Origin of the sequence: Pseudomonas sp. 1 R 17 (genome assembly GCF_900067035.1) — a bacterium.
GTDB lineage: Bacteria > Pseudomonadota > Gammaproteobacteria > Pseudomonadales > Pseudomonadaceae > Aquipseudomonas > Aquipseudomonas marginalis.
Map to the genome: position 1 here is coordinate 76,897 of NZ_FKLB01000021.1, position 24,036 is coordinate 100,932.

Genomic DNA, 24,036 nt, shown 5'->3' on the forward strand with positions numbered 1-24,036 from the left:
CAGCCAAGCATCGCCCACCGTGATGCTGTTGGATGATCCAGGCCGGTCTCCGGGCTCATGAGTGGTGCGCTGGCTCATCGACAGAGCGAACACGCCGACGGCGCGCCTTCCCATATCGCGGGCGATACAGTGGCAAAAGGCACCGTCTTGACTCATTTACCGTTGCGGGGGCAGCGCCGGAATCGCGGCAGCACTGTGTACAAGTGCGCTCGCTCACCGGCTTCCCTGTTTCACTCGGTCGACCCATGGGTCACAGAGCACCTGAAACAAGCCGCGAAGGTTAGTGGGTTGGGGGTGGAGCGTCAATTAAAGCTGGCCTTGCACTTGAACCATCGCACCAGCGCCCTCCTCTACCCTTACAGGTATCAAGGAGAACACCATGCATAAAACCAGACTCGCCCTACTCATCATGCTCGCCGGCACCCTCGCGGCCTGCGGTGAAAGCTCCACCCTGCAGGTGTCCGACGGCACCGGGCCGTCGCCGCAGCTACCCGAGCCGAACAAAACCCTGATTCCCACGGTGAACATTGCCCCGGCTATCGGCTGGCCGGAGGGCGTGAAGCCAACGGCGGCGGCCGGCACCCAAGTGGCGGCGTTCGCCGAAGGCCTGGACCACCCGCGCTGGCTGTATGTGCTACCCAACGGCGATGTGCTGGTGGCAGAAACCAATGCGCCGCCCAAGCCGGATGACTCCAAGGGCATTCGCGGCTGGGTCATGGAGAAGGTCATGGGCCGCGCCGGTGCCGGGGTGCCGAGCCCCAATCGTATTACCCTGCTGCGCGACGCCGATCACGATGGGGTTGCCGAGACCCGTACGGTGTTCCTGGAAAACCTCAACTCGCCCTTCGGTATGACACTGGTCGGCAATGACCTGTACGTGGCCGATTCGGACAAGCTGCTGCGTTTTCCCTATCAAGCGGGCGAAACCGCGATCAAGGCACCTGGCACCAAGGTGGTCGACCTGCCGGGCGGGCCCCTGAATCACCACTGGACCAAGAACGTGATCGCCAGCAAGGACGGCAGCAAGCTGTACGTGAGCGTCGGCTCCAACAGCAACGTCGGTGAGAACGGTCTTGAGGCGGAACAGGGCCGGGCGGCTATCTGGGAAGTGGATCGCGCCAGCGGCCAGCAGCGCATCTTCGCTTCCGGCCTGCGTAACCCTAACGGCATGGCCTGGGAACCCCAGAGCGGCAAGCTATGGACAGCGGTAAACGAGCGCGACGAGATCGGCAGCGACCTGGTGCCCGACTACATCACCTCGGTCAAGGATGGCGGGTTCTATGGCTGGCCCTTCAGCTATTACGGCCAGCATGTGGATGTACGCGTCACGCCGCAGAACCTGGACCTGGTGGCCAAGGCAATCGTGCCGGACTATGCGGTAGGGCCGCACACCGCGTCTTTGGGACTGACGTTCGCCGAGGGCAGCAAACTCCCGGCGCCGTTCAGCAACGGCGCGTTCATCGGCCAGCATGGCTCATGGAACCGCAAGCCCCACAGTGGCTACAAGGTGATCTTCGTGCCGTTCGAGGCAGGCCAGCCTAAAGGGCAGCCAGTGGACGTGCTGACCGGGTTTCTCGATAAAGATGAGAACGCCATGGGCCGGCCGGTGGGCGTGGTGATCGATCAGCAAGGGGATTTGCTGGTGGCGGATGATGTGGGGAATAAGGTGTGGCGGGTGTCGGCCACTAGGTAGCGAAGCCGCAAGCTTCAAGCGTGGAGCTGCAAGGTGGCATTGCACCCTCTTGCAGCTTACGACTTGAAGCTTATCGCTGATTTCAGGGATTACGTGCCAGGTTTGCTGGCAACACACGCTTGGCGCTCAGATAGGCATTCTGCCAATACGCCTTGGACAAGGTGTCCAGCTTGACCGTACCGCCGGTCTGCGGCGCATGCACAAAGCGACCTTCGCCCACGTAAATCCCGGCGTGGCTGACCTGGGAGCCGCCACCGGTGGCGAAGAACAGCAGGTCGCCGGTCTGCAGGTTCTGCTCGCTGACATCCTGGGCGCGCATCACGATCAGTTCGCGAGTGGTGCGCGGCAGGGAGATGCCGGCGGCGTCGCGGAAGACGAAGCCGATCAGGCCACTGCAATCGAAACCCGAGTCCGGCGTGTTGCCGCCCCAACGGTAAGGCGTGCCGACCAGACCCAGTGCACGAAAGAGTACGTCTTCGGCCGCAGGCGAGAAATTCTGGGTGGAATAGTTGAATACCGGCTTGGGCTTGACCGCAACGGGAGCGGGTGGCGGCCGGCTGGCGCAGGCGCTGATAAGCGCGGCGCAGAGAATAAGGAGCAGGCGGGCTGAGGTCGACATGTGCAGAACAATCCTGGTCTGGATGCGGCTATCGCTGCCGAACGCTGAAAACCAGAACGCGCAAGCAAAGCTCGCGCGAACGGATTACAACAATGTCCAGGGATTCTAGCGCTTACACGTCAAACTTCAAGTATCACTTTAAGTTTACTTACTGGCGGTAACCGTAGTCGGGGCCATGGCGAGTGCGCGCTTGGCTTCGATGAAGGTTTTGCTCCAGTAGCTGTCACCCAGGCTGTCGACTCGAACACCGCCACTGCGACGGCTGCTGGAGTGGATAAACTGGTTATCGCCCAGGTAGATACCGGCATGGCTTACGCGACCACGACCTGCAGTACTGAAGAAAAGCAGATCACCGGGCTTGAGGTTGTTGCGCGCGACCAACGGTGCTTTCACGTTGATCATTTCGCGAGTGGAGCGTGGCAGGTTCATGCCAGCTTCTTCACGAAACAGGTAGCCGATGAAACCGCTGCAGTCGAAACCGGCTTCAGAGGTACCGCCGAAACGGTAACGGGTACCGATCAGGGACATGCCGCGTTCGAGGATGCTGTCGGCCAGGACTGGAAGCTGGTAAGGCTTGTTGCCGGAAAAATCGGCCAGTTCCTTTTCGGTTGCCACCTCTTCTTCATAGACAGAAGCAGACTGTGCAGCAACGAATTTTGCCTGGGACTGTTGTTGAGGTTTTTGCTGCTCAACCACCTGTTGAGGGTGGGAGGCGCAACCAAACAACAGGGTAACGAGTGCGAGGGGCACGAGGGGTGCGAAGCGATTTAGCATGGGCACGACCGTGGCTGGTATGTAAAGAAGTCGAGACTATGCCTTCTATCACATCGATTTGCAAATTCAATCGTGATCTATGTGACTTCGCGATTGGACTATGACATCTAAGCCGTAATTCCATTTATCGGTTCACATGCGTAGCCAACGTGGCTTAAACGCAGGATTTCTGGCGCCTGGAAATTGCCGAACCCCGTAGATTCAACCAGTTACCAGCCCAATGTTTCCTTGAGAAAAGGGATCGTCAATTTTCGTTGAGCCTGCAAGGAGGCCTGATCGAGCTGCTCGAGCAAATCGAACAACGCGCTCATGCTGCGGGTGCCACGGGTGAGGATAAAGTGCCCGACTTCATCGGTGAGGTGCAGGCCGCGACGGGATGCACGCAATTGCAGGGCACGCAGTTTGTCTTCGTCGGAGAGTGGGCGCATCTGAAAGATCAGCGCCAGGGTCAGGCGCGACTTGAGGTCGGCCAGCTTCACCGGCAACTCCCGTGGCGAGGTGGAGGCCGCAATCAACAAGCGCCGGCCGCTGTCACGCAGGCGGTTGAACAGATGGAACAGCGCCTCTTCCCAATCCGCCTTGCCGGCCACTGCCTGCAGATCGTCCAGGCACACCAGTTCGTATTGCTCAAGGTTGTCGAAGATCCCGATGCCGCGATCCATCAACTCGGCCAGGGGCAGGTAAACCGCCGGCTCGCCCATCTGCTCGAAACGCAGGCAAGCGGCCTGCAACAGGTGGGTACGCCCTACGCCGTGTTTACCCCACAGATAGATCAGGCTTTCGGTCCACCCGGCGTCGGCTTCGCAGAGCCGCTCGACATAGCCGAGTGCAGCGGCATTGGCGCCTGGGTAGTAATTGATAAAGGTAGCGTCATCACGCAGACGCACACCTAAGGGCAGCTGAATCGGTTTCATGCTGACTGAACGGCTCCCATCGAACCGTTAGTGGCCTCTGTGTAAAGTTTGCAAAGTTTATACCCGTGACGCCGGGCGCACAATGCAGCAGACCACAAGCAAAATCAAAGGTTTGCGTTAACTTGCCGGTTTTAAGCGGATTGTTTGACGCCATAGCCCCATAAACAACAAACCCGGCCGAAGCCGGGTTTATGACGCAGCGGTTACAGGTCGGGGTCTTCGACCCCCGTATAGGCGTCGGAATCCTTGTACAGATCGTGCACATGACGCACCAGCACCATGATCACCGCCGCCACCGGCAGTGCCAGCAGAATGCCGGTAAAACCGAACAGCTCGCCGCCCGCCAGGATCGCAAAGATCACTGCCACCGGGTGCAGGCCAATCCGGTCCCCCACCAGCAACGGCGTGAGCACCATGCCTTCCAAGGCCTGGCCGACCATGAACACCGCGACAATCCCCAGCATCGGGTACAGGTCGCCGCCAAACTGGAACAGGCCAGCCACCAACGCCGCACCGATACCGATCACAAAGCCCATATACGGCACGATAGCGGCGAGGCCGGCGATCAGGCCGATCAACAGGCCCAGCTCCAGGCCGATGGCCATCAAGCCCGCCGCGTAGATGATCCCCAGTGCCAGCATCACCAGCAACTGCCCACGCACAAAGGCGCCAAGCACCTCATGGCACTCGCCGGCCAGGGCCACGATGCGCTCTTCACGGTTGCGGGGCAGCAGGCCGCGGATCTTGGCCATCATGATGTCCCAATCGCGCAGCAGGTAGAACGCCACCACCGGGATCAGCACCAGGTTGGTCAACCAGCCGATCAGCGCCAGGCTGGAGGCGGTCGCCTGGCTGAGGATCACCCCCACAATATCGGTGGTCTGGCCCATGTGCTCGCTGATCGCCGCCTTGACCTTGTCGAACTTCCAGAAGCCATCCGACAGGCCCAACTTGGCCTGGGCCCACGGCATCGCCGTGTGCTGCAGCCAGTCGAGCATCTGCGGCGCCAGCTCATAGAGACGAAACAGTTGCTTGGCCAGCATCGGCACCAGCACCAGCACCAGCGCGGTGATGATCAATGTGAACAACGCAAACACCGCAACCACGCCCAAGGTCCGCGACAGACCGGCTTTTTCCAGGCGATCCACCACAGGATCGAACAGATAGGCGAGCAGCAACGCAACCAGGAACGGCGTCAGGATCGAATGCAGCAGGAACACAAAAACGCACAGCAGGACGATCCCGCCAAGCCACACCCAACGACGCGTATCCGCCATAAACCACTCCATTATTTGCTTCTATCTATATAGGAAGAACTTTTACCAACGAAAATGCAGTTGCGCCTGGGGCGCAGGTGCCGCTGCCGGTTGTGTGCCATCGACCGCAGGCTGCTGCGCCGGGGCCTCACCGGCAGGCACTTCCTGCAACTTGGCCAGGCTCAACTGGGTACGCAACTGATCGGCGCTGCCGTTGACCCGATACACAATACGATTGCCATCCACCCATTGCGGCTGACCGCCAAACGGCTCAAGCAGATGCCCCAGGGCCGCGTACCGCTCCAGGTTCATGCCCTGCACTTCCAGCAGTTGCTCGGTACTCACACCGGGCTTGACCGCAAAGCGCGGCGCCAGTTTTTGGCTGACCGCCAGCATGACTGCATCGGCCAGCGCGCCCGTGTCGGCGCCTTGCGCGGCGCCCTGCTCGCTCTTGTCACCCAGCCACAGGCGCCATTTGGCCTGCCATTGATTGCCTTCCTGGCGTGCATGCACGGCCAGCAAGGCGTCGGCACCGTAGCGCTCGGACGCGGCGCGCAACGGCGTGGCATCGGCGTTTTCAAGATTCGGCGCGGTGGCGACCACCTGCTCATCCAGGTCCCCCAGGGGCAGGCGCAATGGCAAGCCGCGGTGCTGTGCCGCACGGCGCAGCGCCTGGGCAGCGGCCTGGCCATCGCCGACCAGGCTGCTGCCTTCGGTGGAGTCGTTCAGCCACCAGCCGAGGATTGATGGCCGATTGCTGCCCCAGATCGACAGGCCGGCGTCACGCAAGGCGCGATCAGTGCTCACCGGGTCGAAGTCCACTTGCAGGCTCTCGGGCGGGCCGGCGTCGTAACCGTATTGAGTGATGATTTGCTGCGGATCCTTGCGAATCGCCGCCAGGCCCGGGCCTTGCGCAGCCTTGGCGTCGCCGGTGAGGCGGATCACCAGGGTCTCCACCGCGCGCTGGGTCGCCTGGTCGCGCTCTTGCGGCGATTGGCTGCTGACGGGTTCGAGTACCTGGTACAGGCCATTGAGGGTTTCGGCATGACTCGCCAGGCTGATCAACGACAAGCAGCCTACAAAAAAGACATTACACAGACGCATGGAAGATTCCCGAACGACAAATTTAGCGGCTGGAACAGACCGCGTGAAATCGGTATAGCCAGGCTGTGACCACAGCGACAACTAAAACATTCACGGGGTCCTGGTAAGTTTTCGCCATGTCATTAACGACAGCGGTTTAAAGGCTATACCTTAATACGTGCCTGAACAGACCCGATCAGCATTTTTTTAACCTGCTTTTTTAAATCTATCTGCCCTGCCCGTCGGCCCGAGGATGGCCGCTGCCCCTCAAGCCTGATAAAATCGCGCGCCTTCGCAGACCGTCAACGGCTGGGCCTTTTACCAAAAGTGCCCGCCCGCTCGGTCGTTACCCCTGAATCCCCCCTAAAGGCCTGGATCATGAGCAAGCAACCCTCCCTGAGCTACAAGGACGCCGGTGTAGACATCGACGCCGGTGAAGCATTGGTCGAACGCATCAAGAGCGTTGCCAAGCGCACTGCGCGCCCCGAAGTCATGGGCGGCCTGGGCGGTTTTGGCGCCCTCTGCGAGATCCCGGCCGGCTACAAGCAGCCTGTATTGGTTTCCGGTACCGACGGTGTGGGCACCAAACTGCGCCTGGCACTGAACCTGAACAAGCACGACAGCATCGGCATCGACCTGGTGGCCATGTGCGTCAACGACCTGGTGGTATGCGGTGCCGAGCCGTTGTTCTTCCTCGACTACTATGCCACCGGCAAGCTGAACGTCGAGACCGCCACCCAGGTGGTGACCGGCATCGGCGCCGGCTGCGAACTGTCGGGTTGCTCCCTGGTCGGCGGCGAAACCGCTGAAATGCCAGGCATGTACGAAGGCGAAGACTACGACCTGGCCGGCTTCTGCGTCGGCGTGGTGGAAAAAGCCGAGATCATCGACGGCTCCAAAGTGGCTGCCGGCGACGCCCTGCTCGCCCTGCCATCCTCCGGCCCGCACTCCAACGGCTACTCGCTGATCCGCAAGATCATCGAAGTGTCCGGTGCCGACATCGAGAACATCCAGCTCGACGGCAAGCCGCTGACCGACCTGCTGATGGCCCCGACCCGCATCTACGTCAAGCCACTGCTCAAGCTGATCAAGGACACCGGCGCGGTCAAGGCCATGGCCCACATCACCGGCGGCGGCCTGCTGGACAACATCCCGCGCGTACTGCCAAAAGGCGCCCAGGCGATCGTCGACGTGGCCAGCTGGCAGCGTCCTGCGGTATTCGACTGGCTGCAGGAAAAAGGCAACGTCAATGAAACCGAAATGCACCGCGTGCTGAACTGCGGCGTGGGCATGGTGATCTGCGTGGCGCAGGAACACGTTGAAACCGCGCTGAACGTATTGCGTGAAGCCGGCGAGCAGCCTTGGGTCATCGGCCAGATCGCCACCGCTGCCGAAGGCGCGGCTCAGGTTGAACTGAAGAACCTCAAGGCTCACTGATGCCTCGGACCTGTGATGTCGTGGTGCTGCTTTCCGGCACCGGCAGTAACTTGCAGGCCCTGATCGACAGCACGCGCACCGGCGACAGCCCGGTGCGCATCGCTGCGGTGATCTCCAACCGCAGCGACGCCTACGGCCTGCAACGCGCCAGGGACGCGGGTATCGAAACCCGCTCGCTGGATCACAAGGCTTTCGAAGGCCGCGAGGCCTTCGACAGCGCCTTGGTCGAACTGATCGACGCCTTCAACCCCCAACTCGTGGTACTGGCCGGTTTCATGCGCATTCTCAGCCCTGGCTTCGTGCGGCACTACGAAGGGCGCCTGCTGAATATCCACCCTTCCCTGCTGCCCAAGTACAAAGGCATGCACACGCACCAACGCGCCCTGGATGCCGGTGACAGCGAGCATGGCTGCAGCGTGCACTTCGTCACCGAGGAACTCGATGGCGGGCCTCTGGTCGTACAGGCAGTGGTTCCGGTAGAGTCTGACGACTCGGCGCAGACCCTTGCGCAACGGGTTCATACCCAGGAACACAGGATTTACCCGCTGGCTGTGCGCTGGTTTGCCGAGGGGCGGTTGATTCTTGGTGACCAGGGTGCATTATTGGACGGTCAGTTACTTGCGGCCAGCGGCCACTTGATTCGAACCTAGGAGATTTTATGCGTCGCGCCTTGCTCTTCGCTTTTGCGCTGTTCGCCTTGCCTGCCGTGCAAGCGGCAGATCTACACCCGTTCTCCGCCAGCTACACCGCCGACTGGAAACAGTTGCCCATGAGTGGTTCGGCAGAACGCAGCCTGACCAAGAACGGTGACGGCACCTGGACCTTGAACTTCAAGGCTTCCATGATGATCGCCAGCCTGACCGAAACCAGTGTGATCCTGTTCGACAAGGACACCCTGCAACCGAAGAGCTACGCCTTCGAACGCGGCGGCCTGGGCAAGACCAAGAAGATCAACCTGGACTTCGACCCGTCGACCAAGAAAGTCACGGGTTTTGAAAACAAAGACCCGGTCAATGTGCCCCTGCAAAGCGGCATGCTCGACAAGTCGACCTACCAGTTGGCCTTGCAGCGCGACGTGGCAGCCGGCAAGAAAAGCATGAGCTACAACGTGGTTGAAGGCACCGACGTCGACACCTACGACTTCCGTGTGATCGGCCCGGAAAAGGTCCAGACCAAGGTCGGCAGCATTGACGCGATCAAGGTCGAGCGCGTACGCGACCCGACTCAAAGCAAGCGCATCACCCAGATGTGGTTCGCCAAGGACCTGGGTGGCATCCTGGTAGCCCTGCGTCAGGTGGAAACCGACGGCAAGGAATACAACATCATGTTGCAAGACGGTACCGTTGACGGCAAAGCCATCAAGGGCAGCTGATTGGATTGATGAGCTGAGAAGAGCCTCGCTGAATGCGGGGCTTTTTTTCGTCTGGGGGTTTTGGGTTCAAGTGTCTGCCGTCATCGGGAGCCCAACATGAAACTTCTGTCATAAACCTCTAAAGCGGTTTACTTAGCAAGCTAACAAACCGTATAAAAAGACCTGCGACGACTTGCCGCATACCCACCAGAAATTGGAGCAAGCAGATGACTGTAAAAGTAACTGAACGCGACGACGAACATATGTCCCACGAAGCGCTGGGCCATGGGATTCACATCTGGGATGTCCACCAACAAGACCTGCTGGTCGGCATGTTTCACAACGAGAGCGACGCTCATAATTATAAAAACGAGCTCGAAGCCCTTGAGATGAAACGCCAGGCGCAAAGCTCCTGAAACTTCAAAATCCTGTAGGCCCCCCAGCCCCACGCAGCTGGGGGGCCTATAAAACACAAACCCCGCCTTTTGAGCGGGGTTTGTGTGTTCTGGGGCTGCTTCGCAGCCCAACGCAGGGCAAGCCTGCTCACCACAATTCGTAGCTACAGCCTTACCACATCAAATCATCCGGGATCTGGTAGGCCGCGTACGGATCATCCTCATCCGGCACCTGGCTTTCGGTGAGGATATTGAGCTGCACGATACGTTCCGGGGCGCGCTCCTGGATCTTCAGCGCGGCTTCACGGGGGATCACCTCGTAGCCGCCACCGTGATGCACGATGGCCAGGGAGCCGTTGCTCAGCTTGTTGCGCATCAACGTGTTGACCGACAGGCGCTTGACCTTCTTGTCATCCACGAAGTTGTAGTAGTCCTCGGTCGTGAGCTTAGGCAGGCGCGAGGTCTCGATCAGTTGCTTGACCTGGGCCGTACGGGCCTTGGCCTCGGCTTTTTCCTGTTGCTGGCGGTTCAGCTCCTGGTCACGCTTGACCTTCTCGGCCTGCGCTTCGGCGGCCAGGCGCGCCTGGGTGTCATCGGCCTCGATCTGGCCCTTGTGGACCAGGCGCTGCTGCTTCTGTTTCTCTTTGCCGACCTGCTTGGCCTGCTTTTGGTTGACCAGACCTGCTTTGAGCAACTGGTCGCGAAGGGAAAGGCTCATGGTGCTTACTCACTTAGGCAACTGCTCAACCGCAGCTGGACACGTTCTTTTCCTGACGTTTGGCTTCGCCCCACAGGGCGTCCAACTCTTCGAGGGTGCAATCTTCTATGGGTTGGTGGGTGTCGCGCAATGCCTGTTCGATAAATCGGAAGCGTCGCTCGAACTTGGCATTGGCGCCACGCAGCGCGGTTTCCGGGTCGACCTTGAGGTGACGGGCCAGGTTGACCGCCGCGAACAGCAGGTCACCGACTTCATCGGCGATGGCCTCCGGGTCGTTGTCGGCCATGGCTTCGAGCACTTCGTCCAGCTCTTCGCGCACGTTATCCACCACCGGCAACGCCGATGGCCAGTCGAAGCCGACCTGGCTGGCGCGCTTCTGCAATTTGGCGGCCCGGGACAGGGACGGCAAGGCGCTGGGCACATCGTCCAGCAGGGACAGCTGCTCCGGCGCGTCGGATTTTTCCGCACGCTCCTCGGCCTTGATCTGCTCCCAACGTTCCTTGACCTGTTCTTCACTCAGTTGAGGAATATCCAGCGGCGCATACAGATCGCCGGTCGGGAACACATGGGGATGGCGGCGAATCAGTTTGCGGGTGATGCTGTCGATCACCCCGGCAAATTCGAAACGCCCCTCTTCCCGCGCCAGCTGGCTGTAATACACCACTTGGAACAACAGGTCGCCCAACTCACCCTGCAGATGATCAAAGTCGCCGCGTTCGATGGCGTCGGCCACTTCGTAGGCCTCTTCCAGAGTGTGCGGGACAATGGTCGCGTAGGTTTGCTTGATGTCCCACGGGCACCCGTATTGCGGGTCCCGCAGGCGGTTCATCAGGTGCAGCAGGTCTTCAAGTGAATACATCTTTCTGTGTCCGATCAGTGTGGGAGCAAGCCCCCTCCCACATTTAGCCTGCATTCATTCTGCGAATCATGGGGTACGGTTGCGCCGCGTCTCAATGATGTTCGGCAACTGGGAAATCCGCCCCAGCAGTCGCCCCAGCGCGTCCAACCCCGGAATCTCGATGGTCAGGGACATCAACGCGGTGTTGTCCTCTTTATTCGAGCGGGTGTTGACCGCCAGCACGTTGATGCGCTCATTGAGCAGCACTTGCGAGACGTCGCGCAGCAGGCCGGAACGGTCGTAGGCACGGATGATGATGTCCACCGGGTAGGTGAGCACCGGCACCGGACCCCAGCTGACCTGGATAATCCGCTCCGGCTCGCGCCCGCCCAGTTGCAGCACCGAGGCGCAGTCCTGGCGGTGAATGCTTACGCCACGGCCTTGGGTGATGTAGCCGACGATGGCATCCCCCGGCAACGGCTGGCAGCAGCCGGCGATTTGCGTCAGCAGGTTGCCGACGCCCTGGATCTGGATATCGCCGCGCTTGCCGGGCTTGTAGCCGGTGGCCTTGCGTGGGATCAGCTCCAGTTGTTCGTTGCCGCGCTCCGGCTCGACCAGTTGCTGGGCCAGGTTGACCAGTTGCGCCAGGCGCAGGTCGCCGGCACCGAGGGCGGCGAACATGTCTTCGGCGATCTTCATGTTGGCCTTTTCGGCCAGCTTGTCGAAGTCCACCTGGGGCAGGCCCAGGCGGCCCAGCTCGCGTTCGAGCAGGGTCTTGCCGGCGGCGACGTTCTGGTCGCGCGCCTGCAGCTTGAACCAATGGACGATCTTCGCCCGCGCCCGCGATGTGGTGATGTAGCCCAGGTTCGGGTTCAGCCAGTCGCGGCTCGGCGTGCCGTGTTTGCTGGTGATGATCTCGACCTGCTCGCCGGTTTGCAGGCTGTAGTTGAGCGGTACGATGCGCCCGTTGATCTTGGCACCTCGGCAGTTATGGCCGATCTCGGTGTGCACGCGGTAGGCGAAGTCCAACGGCGTGGCGCCCTTGGGCAAGTCGATGGCATGGCCGTCGGGGGTGAAGATGTAGACCCGGTCCGGCTCGATATCCACGCGCAACTGTTCGGCCAGGCCGCCGATGTCGCCGAGTTCTTCGTGCCATTCCAGCACTTGGCGCAGCCAGGAGATTTTCTCCTCGTACTGGTTGGACCCGGCCTTGACGTCGGTGCCCTTGTAGCGCCAGTGCGCGCACACGCCCAGTTCTGCCTCTTCGTGCATGGCGTGGGTGCGGATCTGCACTTCCAGCACCTTGCCCTCGGGGCCGATCACCGCGGTGTGCAGCGAGCGATAGCCATTTTCCTTGGGGTTGGCGATGTAGTCGTCGAACTCCTTGGGAATGTGCCGCCACAGCGTATGGACGATACCCAGCGCGGTGTAGCAGTCGCGCATTTCCGGCACCAGCACGCGCACCGCACGCACATCGTAGATCTGGCTGAAGGCCAGGCCCTTGCGCTGCATTTTGCGCCAGATCGAGTAGATGTGTTTGGCGCGGCCGCTGATGTCGGCATCGACCCCGGTGGCCTGCAGCTCGGCGCGCAACTGGCCCATCACGTCGCTGATAAAGCGCTCACGGTCGAGCCGCCGCTCGTGCAGCAGCGTGGCGATCTGTTTGTATTGATCAGGTTCGAGGTAGCGGAAGGACAAGTCCTCCAGCTCCCACTTGATATGGCCGATACCCAGGCGGTGGGCCAGGGGCGCGTAGATGTCGAAGACTTCGCGGGCAACGCGGTTGCGCTTTTCGTCGTCCGCGGTCTTCACCGCACGGATTGCGCAGGTGCGTTCGGCCAGCTTGATCAGGGCGACACGCACGTCGTCGACCATCGCCACCAGCATCTTGCGCAGGTTTTCCACCTGACCCTGGGTGCCCAGCACCATGGACTGGCGCGGGCTGAGGCTGGCGCTGATGGCGGCCATGCGCAGCACGCCGTCGATCAGCTTGGCCACCACCGCGCCAAAACGCTGGCTGACGGTCGGCAACTGGATGTGCCCTTCGCGCACGCCGCGATAGAGCACGGCGGCGATCAGCGAGTCCTGGTCCAGCTTGAGATCGGCAAGGATCTCGGCGATTTCCAACCCGGTGCGAAAGCTGGAAGTGCCTTCGGCCCACAGGTTCTTCGCTGCATTGTCTTGTTGCTCAGACTCACGAGCGAACTCGCAGGCTGCTTTCAAGGCTTCACGGTCCAGTGCCGGGTCGACACTGATGGCATGATCCAGCCATGCCTCGAGATTGATACTGCCGTCGGTGTTGATCGGCTGGTGTGCTCTCACCTGTACCATCTTGCTTACCTTCCCTATGACGCACCTTGGATGCGCCAAAATCATCGCCGACCTTTTTACTGCGAGCTCCGCGGCAGATCATAGGCCTTGGAGAACGCAGGCCAGTCGGATTAAACGGGCATCCTAGCCCGCTTCAAATAACGCCATGGCCTCGACATGCGCTGTCTGCGGAAACATGTCGAGGATCCCGGCACGTTTTAGCCGGTAGCCTTGCTTGACCAGCTCAACCGTGTCCCGCGCCAGCGTCGCCGGGTTGCAGGACACATACACCAGGCGCCTGGCCCCCAGGGTGGCGAGCTTGCGCACAACCTCCAGGGCACCATCGCGGGGTGGGTCCAAGAGTACCGCAGAAAAGCCCTGTTTGGCCCATTCCACGTCATTCAAAGGCTGGGACAAATCGGCCTGAAAAAACTGCGCATTATGCAAATTGTTGCTGATGGCGTTCCGTGCAGCCCGGTCCACCATGGTCTGCACACCTTCCACCGCCACCACTTCGCACACCTGTTTCGCCAGCGGCAGGGCAAAGTTGCCCAGGCCGCAGAACAGGTCCAGCACCCGCTCAGCAGGTTGCGGCGCCAGCCAGTCCAGGGCCTGGGCAACCATCGCCTCGTTGACCCCGGCGTTGACCTGGACAAAATCCCCCGGTCGGTACGCCAACTCCAAGTCCCATGGGTCCAATCGAAACCCTAGTGACTGATCGGGCTCAATCGGTTCCGGCTGACCTTCACCATGCAGCCACAGCTGGGCGTCATGGAAGCTGCAGAATTCTTTCAGGATCAGCAGGTCCGCCCCCGACAACGGCGCCATATGCCGCAGCAACACGGCGACGGACGAACCACTGAACAACTCCACATGCCCCAGGGCCTGAGGTTTGCTCAGGCGGCGCAGCATGTTCGGCAGGCGCTGCATGATCGGTTGCAAGGCCTGTACCAGCACCGGGCAATCATCGATGGCGACGATGTCCTGGCTGGCCACGGCGCGGAAACCCACCTCGAGCTTCTTCGCCTTGGCATCCCAACGCACCGCCACCCGGGCGCGGCGCCGGTAAGCGAATTCCGGCCCACTCAATGGAGCGGCCCACTCCTGCGGTTCGACACCGGCCACGCGGGACAGTTGCTCGGCGAGCATGCGCTGTTTCAGGGCAAGTTGTTCGGCATGGGGCAAGTGCTGCACGCTGCAACCGCCACAGCGACCGAAGTGCGCGCACGGTGCCGGACGGCGCAGTTCGCTGGCCGTGAACACACGCTCGGTGCGGGCCTCGACCACCTTGCCGTGGGTGCCCAACACTCGCGCTTCAACCTCTTCGCCGGCCAGCGCACCGTTGACAAACCAGGTGCGGCCTTCAAAGAACACGATGCCGCGGCCGTCGTTGGCCAGGCGCTCGATGGTCAGGCGTTGCTTCTTGCCCACGGGAATCTGTGGGGCCCGGCTGCCGCCCGTCGGTTGGAAGCGCAGGCCTCTCTCGTGCTTGGCCATCAGTTGGGTTCGTCGAAAATGCCGGTCGACAGGTAACGGTCGCCTCGGTCACAGATGATCGCGACGATCACCGCGTTTTCCACTTCCTTGGACAAGCGCAACATACCCGCCACGGCGCCGCCGGACGACACGCCGCAGAAGATGCCTTCTTCACGCGCCAGGCGGCGGGTGGTGTCTTCGGCTTCACGCTGGGCCATGTCGATGATGCGGTCCACGCGCGTCGCGTTGTAGATCTTCGGCAAATACTCTTCGGGCCAGCGACGAATGCCTGGGATCGCCGCACCTTCCATTGGTTGCAGGCCGACGATCTGGATCGCCGGGTTCTGCTCCTTGAGGTAGCGCGAGTTGCCCATGATGGTGCCGGTGGTGCCCATGGAACTGACGAAATGGGTGATGGTGCCCTGGGTCTGGCGCCAGATTTCCGGACCGGTGGTGGTGTAGTGCGCTTCGGGGTTGTCCCCATTGGCGAACTGGTCCAGCACCTGGCCACGGCCTTCGGCGGCCATGCGCTCGGCGAGGTCGCGGGCGCCTTCCATGCCTTCTTCCTGGGTGACCAGCACCAACTCGGCGCCATAGGCGGTCATCGCCGCCTTGCGCTCGGCGCTGCCGTTGTCGGGCATGATCAGCACCATCTTGTAGCCCTTGATCGCGGCGGCCATGGCCAGGGCGATCCCGGTATTACCCGAGGTGGCTTCGATCAGGGTGTCGCCGGGCTTGATCTGCCCGCGCAGTTCCGCGCGGGTGATCATCGACAGCGCCGGGCGGTCTTTTACCGAGCCGGCCGGGTTGTTGCCTTCGAGCTTGAGCAACAGGGTATTGCTGGTTTCACCCGCCATGCGTTGCAAGCGGACCAGGGGCGTGTTGCCGACGCAATCGGCGATTGTAGGGTACTGCAAGGTCATGGCGTATTCGCAATCCAGACTGCGGGGGCGAACATCATACCGGGAAAGGTCGGCGGGCCATATCACGCAAAGTGTGGTGCTTATGGCTTAAAGGAATAAGCGGAAAAGAGGGTGAGCTTGAGGGCCCCATCGGGAGCAAGCCCCCTCCCACACTGGACCGCATTCTCATGCTGGAACTCGGTCGAATGTGGGAGGGGGCTTTCCCCCGATGGCCGCGCCTCGATATCCCGCCTAGCGCAAATGCCCATCGCCATGATTTCTCCGAAAGACCTCCTCCCCCATCGCCGCAATCTGCCCTTCGATCAATGCATCAAACGGCTTGAGCAACGGCTCGAACGACACCGGCGCCTCCAGCACCTGCAACGCCTGCACAATCGCCTCCACCGTCGACAACGCCCCTGGCCCCGGCGCCTTGCGCAGTCGATAGCGGGACACGGCGCCCTCGACCAGCGTCACCCGAGGCAGCGCCGCCAGCAAAGGATTGAGGTGCAGCAGTTTGCGCGCCTTGCGCCAGGTGCCGTCGGGCACCACTAACAATAACGGCTGATCGCCGGGAGCATAGGCTTGCAGCGGCTGGGCATCGTCAGCCGGAAACAACAGCCGCGCCTGATAGCCGGGCGGGTTCAACAGGGTCGGCAGATCATCAAAGACCTCGCCCACTACCAACTGCGCATTGTTCAATCCCAACGCCGCCAGCCGCGCGGTATTGAGCGCATGGTTGACTTCGCTCGGGTGCTGCAAAAAAAGCACACGTGTGCGGCTGTCGAGGCTGGGAATCAGCGCGCACAGGCAATGGGCGGCGGGCCTGAGGCAGCGGGAACAGTGGGGTCGGGACATGGTTGTTCAGGCCTGGTTGAGCTGGGCTTTGAGTAGATCGCGGAAGGTCTGGATCAGCGGTTCGCGGCTGCGACCCCGGCGCATGATCATCGAGAACGGCGCCTGGTAGCCGAAGGTCGCCGGCAGCAATACGCGCAGGTCGCCCTTGTCGGCCCAGGCCTGGGCGTAGTGCTCGGGCAGGTAGCCGATGTAGGCACCGGAGAGCACCAGGATCAACTGCGCTTCCATACTTTCCACCGTGGCGGCGCTGTGTTTGAAGCCGTGGCGCGCCAGTTCGGCCTGGCTCCAGTAGCCGCGCCCGACCATGCGCTGCTGGGTGATCACCTGCTCGGGGATGCGTCGTTCGCTGAACAACGGATGGCGGGTGCTGCAATACAACCAGTGCTGCTCGCGGTACAGCGGCATGTAGATCAGCCCGCTCATGCGGTTGGAGAAGGCACCGATGGCCAGGTCCAGGCGGTTGTCCTGCACGCCGAGTTGCAGTTCGTAGGGGCTCATCACCGATAGATTCAGGTGCACCGCCGGGTGCTCCAGGCTGTAGGCGCCGATAACCTCGGCGAACGGCAAGGCCTTGTCGCTCACTGTAGAGTCGAGCACGCCGAGCTTGAGCGTCCCGCGCAGCTCGCCCTTGAGCGCGGCGGCGTATTGCTCGAAGCCTTCCAGTTCGCCGAGCAGGCGCAAGGTTTCCTGGTGAAACAGCTCGCCCTTGCTGGTCAGGCTGAACCCACCCCGCCCGCGATGGCACAGCACCAGGCCCAACGCACTTTCCAACTGGCTCATGTAGGTGCTGATGGCCGAGGTGGACAGGTTGAGTTCGTGCTGGGCATTGGCGAACCCCTGGTGGCGCACGACGCTGACGAAGATGCGCAGGAGTTTCAGGTCGGGCAAGGCGCTGGCCATGGTCGGCTCCGGGTGTAGATGTGGGCAGTCTACCTGCCCGCATTAGTTTAGAAAAACCTGAACTAAGTATTTGCCCCTGCCGATTCTTCCCTTCCTGCGCTTTTCGCAGAATCGGCCCCTGATAAACACAACAACGATGAGGCAATCCCGTGGACAAGATTTTCCACCAACCACTGGGCGGCAACGAAATGCCGCGCTTCGCCGGCATCGCCACCATGATGCGTCTTCCCCACCTGCAATCGGCCAAGGGCCTGGATGCGGCCTTTATCGGCGTGCCCCTGGACATCGGCACCTCGCTGCGCGCCGGTACCCGCTTCGGGCCGCGTGAAATCCGCGCCGAGTCGGTGATGATCCGCCCTTACAACATGGCCACCGGTGCCGCGCCGTTCGACTCGCTGTCAGTGGCGGATATTGGCGACGTGGCGATCAACACCTTCAATCTGCTGGACGCCGTGCGCATCATCGAAGAGGCCTACGATGAGATTCTCGAGCACAACGTGATCCCGATGACGTTGGGCGGCGACCACACCATCACCCTGCCGATCCTGCGGGCGATCCACAAGAAACACGGCAAGGTCGGGCTGGTGCACATCGATGCCCACGCCGACGTCAACGACCATATGTTCGGCGAGAAAATCGCCCACGGCACCACCTTCCGCCGCGCCGTGGAAGAAGGCCTGCTCGATTGCGACCGCGTGGTGCAGATCGGCCTGCGCGCCCAGGGCTATACCGCCGAAGACTTCAACTGGAGCCGCAAACAGGGCTTTCGCGTAGTGCAGGCCGAAGAATGCTGGCACCACTCCCTCGCGCCACTGATGGCCGAGGTGCGGGAAAAAGTCGGCGGCGGCCCGGTGTACCTGAGCTTCGACATCGACGGCATCGACCCGGCCTGGGCGCCCGGCACCGGCACCCCGGAAATCGGCGGGCTGACCACCATCCAGGCGATCGAAATCATCCGTGGCTGCCAGGGCCTCGACCTGATTGGTTGCGATCTGGTAGAAGTTTCGCCGCCCTACGACACCACCGGCAACACCTCGCTGCTGGGCGCCAACCTGCTGTACGAGATGCTCTGCGTACTGCCTGGCGTGGCGCACCGCTGATGAGCGTGCCGCAGGTATTGAAAGCCGCCGCCGACCTGGTGTCGGCCTTTGCGCGTAACGACCGCGCCGCCTACTTCGGCGCGTTCACGGCCGATGCCAGCTTTGTGTTCTACACCCTCCCCCAACCGCTGCTCAGTCGCGATGCCTACCAGGCGTTGTGGGACAGCTGGCGCCGGGATGAAGGATTTGAGGTGCTGTCCTGCACCTCAAGTAACGCCGTGGTCAGCCTGCAGGGTGACGTGGCGATATTTATCCATAACGTGGCCACCGAGCTGCGCATGAACGGGGAGCAATTCTTTAGCCAGGAACGCGAGACCATTGTCTTCAAACGCCAAGGATCTCGCACAGAACAACAAGAAGGCCCGTGGCTGGCCTGTCACGAACATTTGTCCGCTATGCCGGAAGGGCTGCCGTCCCCTTAGCCAATGTGATCGGAGCTGATCATGAATAATAAAAACAACGATAAAAGTATTCGCACAATAGAAACCAACGGGGTCGAACAGATCCCGGACAACGAACGTACCGCCACCCCCAAGGATCTGTTCCGCCTGATCTTTGGCGGCGCCAATACCTTTGCCACCGCCGTGCTCGGTTCCTTTCCGGTGTTGTTCGGCCTGTCGTTCCAGGCCGGCGTCTGGGCGATTGTGCTGGGTGTGCTGGTGGGTGCGTTGATCCTGGCGCCGATGGGCCTGTTCGGGCCGATCAATGGCACCAACAACGCAGTGTCTTCCGGTGCGCACTTCGGCGTGCACGGGCGGATTGTCGGCTCGTTTCTGTCATTGCTGACGGCGATTGCCTTCTTCTCACTGTCGGTGTGGAGTTCAGGCGATGCGCTGGTCGGCGGTGCGAAACGGCTGATCGGCCTGCCGGAAACCGACCTGACCCTGGGCCTGGCCTACGGCGTATTCGCCATGCTTGTCCTGACGGTGTGCATCTACGGCTTTCGCTTCATGCTGTGGGTCAACCGCATTGCGGTCTGGGCGGCAAGCCTGCTGTTTCTGTTGGGCATCTTCGCGTTCGCGCCGACCTTCGACAGCCACTTCGCCGGCACCGTAGCCCTGGGCCAGACCGGCTTCTGGGCGGCCTTTATCGGCGCGGCGCTGGTGGCCATGAGCAACCCGATTTCCTTCGGGGCGTTCCTGGGTGACTGGTCACGCTATATCCCGCGTGAGACGCCGAAAATGCGCATCATGCTGGCGGTAGTCCTGGCACAGATCGCCACCTTGATCCCGTTCCTGTTCGGCCTGACCACCGCCACCATCGTGGCGATCAAGGCGCCGGACTACATCGCGGCCAACAACTACGTCGGCGGTCTGCTGGCGGTGGCACCGACCTGGTTCTTCCTGCCGGTGTGCCTGATCGCGGTGATTGGCGGCATGTCCACCGGCACCACCTCGCTGTATGGCACCGGACTGGACATGTCCAGCGTGTTCCCGCGCCTGCTGTCGCGGGTCAAGGCCACGCTGCTGATCGGGGTGATGTCGATTGCCTTCATCTTTATCGGACGTTTCGCCGCCAACCTGGTGCAGAGCGTGTCGACCTTCGCGGTGCTGATCATCACCTGCACCACGCCATGGATGGTGATGATGATCATCGGCCTGATCGTGCGTCGCGGCTTCTACTGCCCCGATGACCTGCAGGTGTTTACCCGGGGTGAAACCGGCGGCCGCTACTGGTTCAGCCATGGCTGGAACTGGCGCGGGCTGGGGGCCTGGATTCCGAGTGCGCTGGTGGGCCTGTGCTTCGTCAACTTGCCGGGGCAGTTTGTCGGGCCGCTGGGCAACCTGGCCGATGGCATCGATATCAGCCTGCCGGTGACGCTGGGGTTGGCGTCGGTGGTGTACCTGACGTTGTTGCGTGTGTTTCCGGAGCCGGCTTCGGTGTATGGCCCCAAGGGTCCGCTTCGCAGCCCTGCGGGAGCAGGCTCCGCTCCCACAACAAGTTCGCCTGTTACCTAAAACAATAATCGGAGACCCGCCGTCATGGCTTTGGATTTATTCGTCGTACTCATCTACGCCGCCGGCATGCTCGTGCTCGGCTATTACGGCATGCGCCACGCCAGGACCCACGAAGACTACCTGGTGGCCGGTCGCAACCTGGGCCCGTCGCTGTACATGGGCACCATGGCCGCCACGGTACTGGGCGGTGCATCCACCGTCGGTACCGTGCGCCTGGGTTATGTGCATGGCATCTCCGGCTTCTGGCTGTGTGCGGCGTTGGGCATGGGGATCATCGCGCTGAACCTGTTCCTGGCCAAGCCGCTGCTCAAGCTGAAAATCTTCACCGTCACCCAGGTGCTGGAAAAACGCTACAACCCCATGGCCCGCCAGGCGAGTGCGGTGATCATGCTGGCCTATGCGCTGATGATCGGCGTGACCTCGATCCTGGCCATCGGCACGGTGCTGCAAGTGCTGTTCGGCCTGCCGTTCTGGATTTCGGTGTTGCTGGGCGGTGGTGTGGTGGTGGTCTACTCGACCATCGGCGGCATGTGGTCGCTGACCCTCACCGACATCGTGCAGTTCGTAATCAAGACCGTCGGCCTGATGTTTATCCTGCTGCCGATCTGCCTGTACCGCGTCGGCGGTTGGGATGAGCTGGTGGCCAAGCTGCCGGCATCGAGCTTCAGCTTCACCGCGATCGGCTGGGACACGATCATCACCTACTTCATGATCTACTTCTTCGGCATCCTGATCGGCCAGGACATCTGGCAGCGGGTGTTCACCGCCCGCGACGAAAAGGTCGCCAAGTACGCAGGCACTTTCGCCGGCTTCTACTGCATCCTTTACGGCCTCGCCTGTGCGCTGATCGGCATGGCGGCCCATGTACTGATTCCGGACCTGGACAACGTCAACAACGCGTTCGCGGCCATCGTCAAAGTCTCGCTGCCGGACGGCATCCGCGGCCTGGTGATCGCGGCGGCACTGGCGGCGATGATGTCCACCGCCAGCGCCGGCTTGCTCGCCGCCTCCACCGTATTGACCGAAGACCTGCTGCCACGCCTGCGCGGCGGCAGACAATCGAGCCTGGCAATCAACCGCCTGTTCACGATGCTGACCGGTATCGTCGTGCTGGGCATCGCACTGGTGGTCAATGACGTGATCAGCGCCCTGACCCTGGCCTACAACCTGCTGGTGGGTGGCATGCTGATCCCGCTGATCGGCGCGATCTTCTGGAAGCGCGCGACCACGTCGGGGGCAATCACGTCCATGAGCCTGGGTTTTGTAACGGCGCTGGTGTTCATGTTCAAGGATGGCCTGGATGCGAACACGCCGATCTACTACAGCCTGGCAGTGGCGCTGGTGAGTTTTGTGCTGGTGAGTGTGTTGTCACGCCGGCCCGAGGGGGTCGCGGCCAGCGCGGTTTGAGATAGAGCGGGATTTAGAGCGGTTTCTTCAGCGGGCGCGACGTCGGATGTCGCGCCCGTTTTTTATCATGAGTACATTGTGGAAACTGCTGGCGCCTTAGTCTGGATGATTTCCTCGACCAAGGAGGCCCACACCAATCCCTGGGTGGTGCCCCCGGCATACGTCCCGCCGGCGGCAATGCGGTTGTAGGCGGAGCAATAAACTATCGACAGTCCATCAGGCTCCTCTCCTTCCATGGCCGTGACGACGAACTGTTCTCTGCTCAGTTCAGCAATGCGGGCCGGACTCAGATGCTGGGGCAGGAACCAAACCCCAGCGCGCCGCAAAAGCGCCTCTATCTCATCCATCAAATGCGCAATGCCCAGATCGTCGCCCGATGCGTCAATTGATGGATTGTCGGCCAGAAACTTTTCAAACAGCTCAATGCCTGCACGGTTGCACTCCACGGCCAGGTACTGGTTTCCAGGCGTCAGATAAGCGTTGTCCAGCGGCTTTGCAGTCGTCTCCGTGGCTGAAAGGTGGCGCATGTTCACCTGCTTATGACTGGCGCCATCGCTCTGCTGATGTCCTCCGTAGACCGAGACCTGATAATTGGCCAGGCGGAACATCACGGCTTGGAGCAGGCCGTTGATGCCTCGACCGATGATCGATACGCGCGGCGCGCCGGCATCTGCCTGTTGCGCGGGGATCATCAATGAGTGGGCAAGTTTGCGCCGGACCAGGCAGCGCAAGGCGGTCAGGCTCAGTTGAATCGAGACGGCATAGTCAAGGTCGCCATGGCAGGCTTCAGTCATTGCCGCCTGGGTTGTCAGGGTCGCCGGTTTGCGCCACTTGGAGACACTGCAGCCGAGTGCCTGCGCGCGCACCCGAAATGCATCCAGTGTCCCAGGCCCGTAGTCCAATACAAGCTGGATAGCTTCAGCCGTTGCCAGGGCCCGCAAAGCGTCATCGCTGAAGACATCCGGCTTGGCGACGCAGACCAGACGAGCCTGTCTGTGCAGGCACTGAATAAGGGCCCGATCAATGCGATGGGTGGACTCATCATTCAGGGATAAACAGATAGCGACGGCACGAGCCCCCTCCAGCACCTCGAACCAGTCCACGCCAAAGGACACTCGGCTGTCGGAATAGGCTCTGCCGAGAGTGTCCGGCCTCTGACCATGTCGATCCAATACCTTGATCCGAACCTCCGGATCTCGATCAAGCAACAACTTGACCAGCTCCCTGCCCACGTTGCCGTATCCCAGCACACAGATGTCGCGCGGCAGGGAGCCATCGGCCAGTGTCAGCCAGCGCGCCATATAGGCGGCGACATGTGGCGCGTTGACCCCCGGCGTATTGACTACGCGGATGTCGTTGGAGCCGCAAAGGTCCAGTCGCACCTTATCCAGGCTCGTACCTCTGCGGATCAAATGGAGGTCGCCAAACGGGTGGGATATGCGCCATTGAGCGATGACGTCTGCATCGATCGCCTGGTCCCCGACAATGATCGCCGATGGACTCAGGAGACCGATCTGTATGAGCAGATCGTGTTTGGTCAATGTCGGGGGAAAGAACACCACGTTGCTGGGTGCGTGAGCCTTCCAGACTCTCGACACCGGTGCGAGATGCAGGATATTTCCGGTTATGGCGATGAGTGACGCGGCGACTGGCGGAATGGAAGAGAGCCTCATAGCTGTGTCTCCAACACTTCTGACGGACTGATGCCTCGCAGAGAGCCCTTCAATAAAGGTGGGGCGTTATTGGAAGGCCGTTGAGGAGCTCAACCTACGCTCATGGTTTGAATTGAATAAGCCAGCCACTTCTGATGAACAAGTAGCCTGATTCCGACACGTGAAGGTCAGAGGCCTGACTGACCTGCATGGATTCGGACTACTTGCCTAGGTTACCGAGGGATGACAGGCAGTTCCTGAAAGCAGACGCTCGCATCCGAACGATTGTTCAGACACTGAGGCGAGTGAGTGTTAGGGCGTGAGGGTGCTATCGCGCAGGCCCGAGGCAAGGGTGACTTGGGCGGCGAAGAGCATGGCTGGCGTTAAAAGTTCTG

Annotated in this window: 22 protein-coding genes and 1 riboswitch; of the genes, 9 read left to right on the top strand and 13 right to left on the bottom strand. The window is 61.3% G+C overall.

From position 1 onward, the window contains the following. Positions 1–22: 22 nt before the first annotated feature. Positions 23–280, bottom strand: a riboswitch (cobalamin riboswitch). Positions 281–379: 99 nt separating this feature from the next. After that, entirely contained in the window at positions 380–1,693 is a 1,314-nt protein-coding gene (locus tag BFP99_RS05715) for a PQQ-dependent sugar dehydrogenase (protein WP_065924918.1), read from the top strand. Positions 1,694–1,775: 82 nt separating this feature from the next. On the opposite strand, the gene BFP99_RS05720 is transcribed toward BFP99_RS05715, so the two are convergent. The 5 genes from BFP99_RS05720 to BFP99_RS05740 form a co-directional block, all read right to left on the bottom strand. Beyond that, positions 1,776–2,312: a C40 family peptidase gene (locus BFP99_RS05720; protein ID WP_027603800.1), complete on the bottom strand. Its 537-nt coding sequence runs from the start codon at positions 2,310–2,312 to the stop codon at positions 1,776–1,778. A gap of 144 nt (positions 2,313–2,456) precedes the next feature. Next, a complete protein-coding gene (locus tag BFP99_RS05725) occupies positions 2,457–3,086 on the bottom strand; it encodes a C40 family peptidase (protein ID WP_027603799.1) in 630 nt (209 codons plus the stop codon). Positions 3,087–3,295: 209 nt separating this feature from the next. Next, complete coding sequence (gene hda / locus BFP99_RS05730) at positions 3,296–4,000, bottom strand: DnaA regulatory inactivator Hda (protein WP_027603798.1); 705 nt, start codon at positions 3,998–4,000, stop codon at positions 3,296–3,298. A 203-nt stretch (positions 4,001–4,203) separates the two neighbouring features. Continuing rightward, positions 4,204–5,277: an AI-2E family transporter gene (locus BFP99_RS05735; protein ID WP_065946846.1), complete on the bottom strand. Its 1,074-nt coding sequence runs from the start codon at positions 5,275–5,277 to the stop codon at positions 4,204–4,206. Between the two features lie 42 nt (positions 5,278–5,319). Next, a complete protein-coding gene (locus BFP99_RS05740) occupies positions 5,320–6,360 on the bottom strand; it encodes a DUF2066 domain-containing protein (protein ID WP_065946847.1) in 1,041 nt (346 codons plus the stop codon). Between the two features lie 357 nt (positions 6,361–6,717). On the opposite strand from BFP99_RS05740, the gene purM reads away from it, so the two are divergent. The 4 genes from purM to BFP99_RS05760 all read left to right on the top strand — a co-directional run bounded on the left by purM (position 6,718) and on the right by BFP99_RS05760 (position 9,543). Then, the gene (gene purM, locus BFP99_RS05745) at positions 6,718–7,776 is read left to right on the top strand and encodes a phosphoribosylformylglycinamidine cyclo-ligase (RefSeq protein ID WP_014719398.1); all 1,059 of its coding nucleotides are present in this window, start codon (positions 6,718–6,720) and stop codon (positions 7,774–7,776) included. Continuing rightward, positions 7,776–8,426 (top strand): phosphoribosylglycinamide formyltransferase, encoded by a 651-nt coding sequence (gene purN / locus BFP99_RS05750; protein WP_065924915.1) that lies wholly within the window; start codon positions 7,776–7,778, stop codon positions 8,424–8,426. Before purM ends, purN begins: the two co-directional genes overlap by 1 nt. A gap of 8 nt (positions 8,427–8,434) precedes the next feature. Next, positions 8,435–9,148 (top strand): DUF3108 domain-containing protein, encoded by a 714-nt coding sequence (locus tag BFP99_RS05755; RefSeq protein WP_027603794.1) that lies wholly within the window; start codon positions 8,435–8,437, stop codon positions 9,146–9,148. A gap of 206 nt (positions 9,149–9,354) precedes the next feature. Further along, a complete protein-coding gene (locus tag BFP99_RS05760; protein WP_065924914.1) occupies positions 9,355–9,543 on the top strand; it encodes a hypothetical protein in 189 nt (62 codons plus the stop codon). A gap of 151 nt (positions 9,544–9,694) precedes the next feature. Here the strand turns inward: BFP99_RS05760 and BFP99_RS05765 are convergent, their stop codons facing one another. The 7 genes from BFP99_RS05765 to BFP99_RS05795 all read right to left on the bottom strand — a co-directional run bounded on the left by BFP99_RS05765 (position 9,695) and on the right by BFP99_RS05795 (position 17,524). Next, entirely contained in the window at positions 9,695–10,240 is a 546-nt protein-coding gene (locus BFP99_RS05765) for a DUF2058 domain-containing protein (protein ID WP_010208656.1), read from the bottom strand. A 25-nt stretch (positions 10,241–10,265) separates the two neighbouring features. Then, the gene (mazG, locus tag BFP99_RS05770; RefSeq protein WP_065924913.1) at positions 10,266–11,099 is read right to left on the bottom strand and encodes a nucleoside triphosphate pyrophosphohydrolase; all 834 of its coding nucleotides are present in this window, start codon (positions 11,097–11,099) and stop codon (positions 10,266–10,268) included. Between the two features lie 66 nt (positions 11,100–11,165). Further along, entirely contained in the window at positions 11,166–13,409 is a 2,244-nt protein-coding gene (relA, locus tag BFP99_RS05775) for a GTP diphosphokinase (RefSeq protein WP_027603791.1), read from the bottom strand. Positions 13,410–13,532: 123 nt separating this feature from the next. Beyond that, positions 13,533–14,885: a 23S rRNA (uracil(1939)-C(5))-methyltransferase RlmD gene (gene rlmD / locus BFP99_RS05780; protein ID WP_065924912.1), complete on the bottom strand. Its 1,353-nt coding sequence runs from the start codon at positions 14,883–14,885 to the stop codon at positions 13,533–13,535. Further along, positions 14,885–15,787 (bottom strand): cysteine synthase CysM, encoded by a 903-nt coding sequence (gene cysM, locus BFP99_RS05785; protein WP_015885254.1) that lies wholly within the window; start codon positions 15,785–15,787, stop codon positions 14,885–14,887. Before cysM ends, rlmD begins: the two co-directional genes overlap by 1 nt. Before the next feature lie 231 nt (positions 15,788–16,018). Then, on the bottom strand, positions 16,019–16,624 hold the full coding sequence (locus BFP99_RS05790) for a tRNA-uridine aminocarboxypropyltransferase (RefSeq protein WP_065924692.1): 606 nt from the start codon (positions 16,622–16,624) through the stop codon (positions 16,019–16,021). 6 nt (positions 16,625–16,630) lie between these two features. Next, positions 16,631–17,524 (bottom strand): LysR family transcriptional regulator, encoded by an 894-nt coding sequence (locus BFP99_RS05795; protein ID WP_065924693.1) that lies wholly within the window; start codon positions 17,522–17,524, stop codon positions 16,631–16,633. A 149-nt stretch (positions 17,525–17,673) separates the two neighbouring features. On the opposite strand from BFP99_RS05795, the gene speB reads away from it, so the two are divergent. Genes speB through BFP99_RS05815 form a run of 4 tightly spaced genes read left to right on the top strand, consistent with a single transcriptional unit; the run spans position 17,674 to position 21,989 of the window. Beyond that, a complete protein-coding gene (gene speB, locus BFP99_RS05800; RefSeq protein WP_017845302.1) occupies positions 17,674–18,624 on the top strand; it encodes an agmatinase in 951 nt (316 codons plus the stop codon). Then, on the top strand, positions 18,624–19,046 hold the full coding sequence (locus BFP99_RS05805; protein ID WP_065946848.1) for a YybH family protein: 423 nt from the start codon (positions 18,624–18,626) through the stop codon (positions 19,044–19,046). Before speB ends, BFP99_RS05805 begins: the two co-directional genes overlap by 1 nt. Positions 19,047–19,067: 21 nt before the next feature. Beyond that, a complete protein-coding gene (locus tag BFP99_RS05810; protein WP_065946849.1) occupies positions 19,068–20,582 on the top strand; it encodes a purine-cytosine permease family protein in 1,515 nt (504 codons plus the stop codon). A 24-nt stretch (positions 20,583–20,606) separates the two neighbouring features. After that, entirely contained in the window at positions 20,607–21,989 is a 1,383-nt protein-coding gene (locus BFP99_RS05815) for a sodium:solute symporter (RefSeq protein ID WP_065946850.1), read from the top strand. Between the two features lie 65 nt (positions 21,990–22,054). Here BFP99_RS05815 and BFP99_RS05820 read toward each other — a convergent pair whose 3' ends face one another. Further along, complete coding sequence (locus tag BFP99_RS05820; RefSeq protein WP_065924697.1) at positions 22,055–23,662, bottom strand: NAD(P)-dependent oxidoreductase; 1,608 nt, start codon at positions 23,660–23,662, stop codon at positions 22,055–22,057. Positions 23,663–24,036: the final 374 nt, after the last annotated feature.